The 6,380-nt window shown below is 66.9% G+C and carries 2 protein-coding genes and 3 pseudogenes; 4 read left to right on the forward strand and 1 reads right to left on the reverse strand.

The features are described from left to right. From ACWDS7_RS45430 to ACWDS7_RS45440, 3 genes and pseudogenes are all read left to right on the forward strand, one after another. Window positions 1-308: pseudogene (locus tag ACWDS7_RS45430) on the forward strand (hypothetical protein); the annotation flags it as partial. 130 nt (window positions 309-438) lie between these two features. After that, the gene (locus ACWDS7_RS45435; RefSeq protein WP_451934351.1) at window positions 439-591 is read left to right on the forward strand and encodes a hypothetical protein; all 153 of its coding nucleotides are present in this window, start codon (window positions 439-441) and stop codon (window positions 589-591) included. Between the two features lie 12 nt (window positions 592-603). After that, window positions 604-825 (forward strand): annotated as a pseudogene (locus ACWDS7_RS45440) (hypothetical protein); the annotation flags it as partial. Window positions 826-917: 92 nt separating this feature from the next. Here the strand turns inward: ACWDS7_RS45440 and ACWDS7_RS45445 are convergent. Further along, on the reverse strand, window positions 918-5,273 hold the full coding sequence (locus tag ACWDS7_RS45445) for an endo-alpha-N-acetylgalactosaminidase family protein (protein WP_451934352.1): 4,356 nt from the start codon (window positions 5,271-5,273) through the stop codon (window positions 918-920). Window positions 5,274-6,048: 775 nt separating this feature from the next. On the opposite strand from ACWDS7_RS45445, the pseudogene ACWDS7_RS45450 reads away from it, so the two are divergent. Next, window positions 6,049-6,380 (forward strand): annotated as a pseudogene (locus tag ACWDS7_RS45450) (transposase); the annotation flags it as partial.

The raw sequence follows: 6,380 nt of genomic DNA on the forward strand, positions 1-6,380 counted from the left end.
CCCGCGCCCAGACCGACGCGACACGCACCGAGCTGGAGGAACTGCGCCGCGCCGGCGACGAGCAGCTGCGCGCCCTGCGCACGCAGCTGGAGGACGCCCGCGCCCAGGGCGCGGCCGGCTCCGCCGACCTCGCCCGCGCCCAAGCCCGGCACGAGGCCGACCAGGACCTGCTCGCCGAGCTACGCGGTCAGCGAGAGGACCTCACGGCCCAGCGCGAGGCCCTGCGCGTCGAGGTGCTCGAGCTGCGCGCACGCCTCGACTCCACTCCTGCCCAGCCCGGGGAAGATCGGACCGTGGAAAAAAGGTGAGCTGCACGCCGCCCGGGCCGGGCGGACCATTCCTACCATGGTCATCAGCTGACGAAAGGACCGACACTATGTCGCCCCCCGCTCCGGCCCCTCTACCCCCTCCGCAAGTCTGCCTGATGACCTGACCGCGGTGGTGGCCGAGATCGTCGACTTGGCCGGACAGCCCCCGGAGGTGATCCAGGTGCGCGACGGCGGCGACGGCTGGGGGGTGATCAGTACCGTGCACGCCGACCCGCTGGACCGGCCCGGTCACCGTACCTCGCCGTGCGGGCCGTGCCCCTGACGGCGGAGCGCGTCGACCGGCGCCTTCCCGCCCGCGGTCTTCCGGTATTCGGCGGCAACCGCCTACGACCTGTCCATGCGCCGCTTCGTCTGCCACACCTCCAGTGTTGCGGAGCCGCTCGCCTGGGGTCCCGGTAGTAACGGCGCAGGAAACAACGGATATGCAGGTCAGCAGCCCCTCTTCCAGGCTGTGCGCAAAGGCCCTTACCGGGGATCTGACCTGCATGTCCGTTGAAAATTTCGCCGTTACTGCCGGGACCCCGTCTCGCGATGCGTTATCTCCCAAGCCGAAAAGGCGGGATGCGTAACGCATCCCGCCTTTCGCGGTTAGCTACAGGTGAACTTGGCGTCTCCCCAGGAGCCGTGATCGTTGCCGTCGCCGTCTCCAGCGTTGCCGGTCACCAGCTTGACCTCCTTGGCCCCGCTGATGTCCGCATCGATCACCGCGGTCGGCGTACTCGGCCCCATCGTCGGACTGGCGTATACCTCCCGTCCGTCGGCCAGGACTTTCAACTCGACGCTGCCTCGGCTCGCCTGGCGGTCATCCAGGCCCACCTCGGCGGTGAAGCGCGTGCACTTCCCGCCCAGGTTGTAGGTGATGACGCTGTCTGAGTCCGAGAACGGCGCGGCGCCCAGGCCCTTGGCGTACACCTTGCCGTTGAGCCGGATCGCGTCGCCGTCGTTGAGCAGGTTCTCGCCCAGTGCGTGGTCACGCTCCACCGGGCCCCAGCCACTGGTCGCGCTCACCCATTCCAGGTCTGATGCGTAGACCGTGGCGGTGGGCGGGGCAGGGACCAGCGCTCTGGTCGCCAGATCGAAGACATGGATTCCGGACGCGCTCGGCAACGTCACCGAGGCCACCGCCTTGCCCTGCTCCAACGGGACGCTGTTGTAGAACACCCGGTAGGTGCCGCTCACCGGCCCCGACGGCGAGTTGATCGTGTCCACCGTGGCCACGGTGCGCGCGCCGTACCGCCAGGTCTCGGCCGAGTTCCAGGCGGGCAAGCCGATCAGCCCGCTGGAGGTGGTGCCGTCGGTGTATTTGACGATGATGGCGCTCTGCGTGTTGACGGTCGCCGCACCCAGGACTCCCAGCATGCCCTTGCCGGTCAGCTTGACGATCTGCCCGGCCGTTTGGATGTTGTCCACGGTGCCGGAAGCGGCGGACGGCCAGGTGAACGTCATGCCGTCGATCTTCACCTCGCCGCCCGGCGTGAGGTTCTGGGCGGCGAGAGCGGAGTCCAGGTAGCTGTTGCCGCTGGCGTCGAACCGTCCCTTGCCGGCTGTCGCCGCGTCGGTGGTGCCGACGTTGTTGTACGCCGCAGGCACCGTGTCGAACAAGGCTGCGAAGTCCACGTTCTCCGCCACAGCCACCTTCGCGTCGTTCCAGGTGAAGGCGGCCGAGATGGTGATGGCGCCGATCGCTGCGCCTTGCGGCGGCGTGAGGGTGAACGTCGCGGTGGCCGAGCCGCCTGCGGGGATCCGCGCGATCGGATCCGGGGTCTGGACCTGCCAGCCTTCGGGAGCCTGCAGCGCCGGGGTGACCTCGGTCATGGCCGTGCCGGACTTGTTGCTGATCGTCACGGTGATCGGCGTGGCCTGGCCGGGCAGGACGCTGTCGCGGTCCAGGGTCAGGGTGGCGACGGGCCCCGCCGTGGAGTCCGCGACGGTGCCGAGGTCGTCGATGACCAGGTTGTCCAGCACCGCGCTCGGGTTACCGGCACCGACGAGCTGGCGCACGGTGAGGGCGACGTCCTTGAGTGAACCGGTGGTGAACACCTGGTCGACGCTTCTGGTCGGTGCGGGGCCCTGCGGAGGCAGCGAGTCCGTCCAGCCCTCGGGCTTGGGCCCGTCCGGCGGAGCGCTGTCCATGGGCCGGTCGGTGGTCTGTGCCAGAGGGGTGCTGAGCAGGGTCTTGCCGCCGCCGGTCAGCTCGAAGCGGTAGGCGTCCACTCCGTCGGAGGCGTAGTCGAAGCGGACCCGGTAAGCGTGACCTGGTTCGAAGCGCAGGGTCCCCGGCCAAGTTGTGATCTTCGTGCCGGTGTTGCTCTCGATGAGCTTGAGCGAGAAGTCCCCCGACAGGGCGTCACGGGTGTACCCCTTGTTGAGCTCGGCCAGGTGGATGCCCGACTCACCGCCCTGGACCTGGATGAAGGGCCCCCAGCCCTGGTCCACCGTTTCGAAGTCCTCGGTGAAGAAGTGCCCGTCCCGGTGCGGATCCGCTCCGTCGGTCCGGATGATCCGGACGTCGGTGAAGGAGGTGTTGCCGCTGCCCGTGGCGCTCAGGGCGATCGTGGCACTCGACTGAGCGGGGACGGTGAAAACCGTCTTGATCTTCTGGAAGGGTTTGTCCTGCAGCCGGTTGACCGCGTCGGCCAGCTTGGGCGGGGTCGTGTCGATCCAGGTCTCCACGGGGGCTCCGCCGTACTCGCTGACCTTGAGAGAAGCCCGTCGCCCCTGGTCGGTGGAGACGTAGGCCGCGGCTGTGTAGGTGCCGGGCTCCAGAGTGAGGCTTCGCTGTACGGCGGAGCCGCCGGTGCCGGTGAGGTTGAGCTGGTACCAGCCCTGGTCGTCCTTGCCCACCGCCGCGTCACCGCTGACGGTCCAGCCCTGCGTGGAGCCGGCCGTGAACGACGGGTTGACCAGCGTGCCGCCTTCGCCGTATTTGACATCGGCCTGAGCAGGCAGCTCAGCCGGCACCAGGAGGTAGGGGGTCTTGGCCTTGGCGGCGATGCCCACTGAGCCCTTGCGCACGCGGAGCGTGGTGGACAGCTTGCGCCCGGTGTCGGTCAGCTCGTAAAGGACGACCTTGCCGTTCTGTGGCCACGAGGCGGGCAGCTGCCAGGTGGTCTGGCCACCCTTGGCGTTCCAGTGGTAGGCCTTGGCGCCGTTCGCGGGTGGCCAGGGCAGCAGGTAGGAGTCGCCGTTGAGGACGACCTTGCCGTCCTTGGAGTAGCGGGGCGCGTTGTTGACCAGTTCGGCTGTCACGTCGCCGGTGAACTTGATCTGGTTCGCGGCCCAGTTGGTGATCTGAAAGTGCTGCAGGAACTTGGTGGGCAGGTTGGTGTTGTAGACGTGGTCGATCCACCGTTTGACGTCGTGGTCGCCGTGCCACTGGCCGATGCCCTTGGTCACCATGCCCTTGAGCAGTGGGTTCTCCTTGCCCACCCAAGTGTCGGCCTTGTCGTTGTAGAGGAACCGCAAGATGTCAGAATTGATCCCGATGTGGTCGTAGTCGCCCGACTGGTGATACCAGGTGACGTACGGCCAGCCCCAGCTTGGGAACTCGGTGTGGGACTCGAAGCCGTTGTCGGCGTAGTCCTTGAAGTTGCGCCATGCGCGCCAGTCCTCGCCGAAGTACACGTCGTTGTAGATGAAGGCGAGGTTCGGTACTTCCTGGCGGAGCTGCTGAACGCGCCGGAAGTGGTCACCGGAGACCAGGTCCTTGGTCTGGTTCATGCAGAAGTGCCGGTCGATCCAGACGTAGCAGGGGTTCTTGATGTCGTTGGGATCCAGCTTGTCCCAACGGAACGCCTTGGTCTCCATCAGCTCGTCGTTGGCGTTGACATGGACGCCGATCCGCGCGCCGTACTTCTTTCCTGCCTCGACCAGCGTGTTGAGGTCCTTCAGGCCGCCCGCGCGGGTGTTGTAGTGGCCGCCGTAGTCGGGGTGGCCCTGATCGTGGCCCTCGCTGGCGTACCCCTTGAGCTGGATCCACTGGCCCAGGCCGTCGGTGTAGAGCGAGCCCATCTTGATCTTGTCGAGCTGGGCGAGGAAGGGATTGCCCACGGTGCTCGCGAAGTTCATGGAGATGTAGCCGATCACGTTGTCCGGCACGTTCCCCGACCCCTTGGGGAAGGGTGTGATCTGCCGGTAGGCGATGGCGCCGTCCTGCCAGTCAACCTTGCCGTCACCGTTGCGCTCTCCGGTGAGAACCACCTTGATCTCTGGCTGAACGGTCGTCTTGCCGTCTGGGCCCCGGTAGATCCACGTGTTGCTCCACACGCCCGTGCTCTTGCCGGTGGCGGTCTGGGTGGTCTGGCGCAGGAGCGGGCCGTAGGTGACGAACGAGGACGACCACACCGAGGCGGCCAGTTTGCCGGCGCTCACGATGGCGACGTTCGTCGGCGCTGGAGCACTGTCGACCGCGGCGTCGGCGACCTTGGCGACAATGTCCCGCTTGGGCCCCGTGTCGTAGGACGACTTGTAGATCAGCGCCGAGGACACTGTGGCCTCGGCCAGATCTGCGCTGGCCGAAACGATGCTGTGTCCCGGTACCGCGAGCTTCTCAAGCTTGGTGGCCCCGTTCTCCGTCACGTCGGTGACGGAGAACGTGAGCGTGTCGGCGGTGACGGCCAGGCGGACATTGATCGTCATGTCGAGATCTTCGACCTGCATGGCGTAGTCCACCCGGTCGGCACCAGGAGTGGCGGTGACGGCAGGCGTGTACTCGGTGCCGTTGATCTGGACCTTGGCCAGATCAACGGTCTGGCCGGGCAGCCTGCTGCCATCGGATAGCCAGGTGTAGCCGATGACTCGGGGGAAGTCGCCGTCGACGTCGACGGCGAGGGATGAGGATCGGATGGTCACGGCCGCATCGGCGGACGACGGGGGAGGGGCCAGGACCATGGCGGAGCCTGCCAGCAGGCAGGCGATCAGCGAAACACGCGTGCGTCTACGCATAACGAGTGTCCTTGCGATCTGAGGATTTATGCAATGGATCTTCAGATGTGCTGGAACTCACCGCCATGGACATTTGGGCGCGGCCAGTTGGACGAATTCCGCCGTACGGTCCGTACGGCACGCGAAGGCGGCGACCGTGACGGGTTCGCCGCGGTCCGGTACATCCCGGATCCGAAGAATCTGGTGCTGCCCTGCGGAAGTTCGTGGAGGGGTCTCGGCATGCTGGTGGAGACCCCTCTGGTGCCGGCGGGATTGCCCGTGTGCGGAGGATGGCCGGGTCGGTCGAGCCTAGAAAGCCTGGTGCGGGTCGGCCCGGGTGTCCGTCAGACTCGCCGTCATGACACCGAGGACCACCCGTATCAATCCCGACCGGCTCCATCAGCCTCCCGGCTATCACCACATCACCGTTGTGGAGTCCGGCCGGACCGCGTTTCTGGCAGGTCAGTGCCCGCTCGACTCCTCTGGTGCTCTGGTGGGCCGTGGCGATGGATCGGCATCCGGGGAGGACCGGTGCAGAGATTGGCGGTAGGGCTGAGAGCGCTGACGTTTCAGCGGTTCAGGCACGGCGGGTACCGGCCGGGAATGCCCGGCAGAACTAGGTGTATTGACCTGAGAGGTTAGGAACGCGGCTGGCTGGTGGGTGACCGCCGAGTGCGGTGTGTGCTCGGTGGTGATTGTAGGCGTGGAGCCAGGGCTCGGGTGAGGGGCCTTCCGGTCCCTCGCACTCCCCGGCCGCAGACCAGTTCGCCTGACGCGGCACCGATGATGTGGCTGGATGGAACACATGGTTCGTCGCCATGAACTGACCGATGACGCCTGGGAGCGCATCGCCCCCTGCTGCCGGCCGACCTTGAACGCGGTGGTCGTCGGCGCGATCGCCGCCAGGTGCCAGGTGGCATCGTCTGGAAGATCCGCACCGGCGCCGACTGGCGCGACATCTCGGAACGGTATGGCCCCTGGCAGGCCGTCTGCCAGCGCTTTCGCCGCTGGTCGGCCGACGGCACCTTCGCCCGGCTCCTGGAACACATCCAGGTCCACGACGACGCCGCAGGCCAGGTCGACTGGTCGGTGATCTGTGTGGACTCCACCATCGTGCGTGCTCACCAG

The organism is Streptosporangium sp. NPDC003464, assembly GCF_053588315.1.